Source organism: Hydrogenophaga sp. RWCD_12 (assembly GCF_046604225.1).
Classification (GTDB): Bacteria; Pseudomonadota; Gammaproteobacteria; order Burkholderiales; family Burkholderiaceae_C; genus Hydrogenophaga.
Window position 1 is genome coordinate 1 of record NZ_JBKIXC010000016.1, and the last position, 734, is coordinate 734.

At 68.0% G+C, this 734-nt stretch carries 1 protein-coding gene; it reads left to right on the forward strand.

All coding sequences use genetic code 11. From position 1 onward, the window contains the following. The coding region (locus tag ACLIJ1_RS23285) for an Ig-like domain-containing protein (protein WP_411367963.1) at positions 1 to 734 on the forward strand (734 nt) is incomplete at both ends.

Consider the following 734-nt stretch of genomic DNA (forward strand, 5'->3'; position numbering starts at 1 on the left):
GCCTGGGCGAAGGCCAGAGCCGCAGCACCAGCTTCCAGTACAGCCTCAGCGACGGCCAGGGCGCCAGCTCGGTGGCCACGGTGACCGTGACGGTGCAGGGCATGAACGATGCGCCGGTGGCGGCCGACGATGCCTTCACTGCGTACGAAGACACACCGATGGCGCTGGGCAGCCTGCTGGCCAACGACAGCGATGCCGACGACGGCGACAGCCTGCACGAGCAACTGGCCTCGGCCACGGGCAGCGGCGGCGGCATGTTCATCGTCGACGACGGAGGCGCACTGTTCTTTGTCGCCGGCAGCGACTTCGACGACCTGCAGGTGGGCCAGTTCCGCGACACCAGCTACACCTACACGGTGAGCGACGAGCACGGCGGCTCGACGCAGGCGCAGGTGACGGTGACGGTGATGGGGACCAACGACGGCCCGGTGGGCGTGGCCGACAGTTACGACGCGGACGCCAATGTGGCCATCGTGCTGGGCGGTCCGGTGGACAACGACACCGATGTCGAAGGCGACAGCCTCAGCCTGGTGGCGTTCGAGGCGGGCGCGGGCAGCAACGGCGGGATCTTCAGCGCCGACGAATACGGCAACCTGAGCTTCGATCCGGCGGGGCAGTTCGACAACCTGGCCTTCGGGGAGACGTGCGAGACCAGCTTCACCTACGAGGTGCAGGATGGCAACGGCGGTGTGGCCAGCGCGGTGGTGACGGTGACCGTGCATGGCGTGAATGTC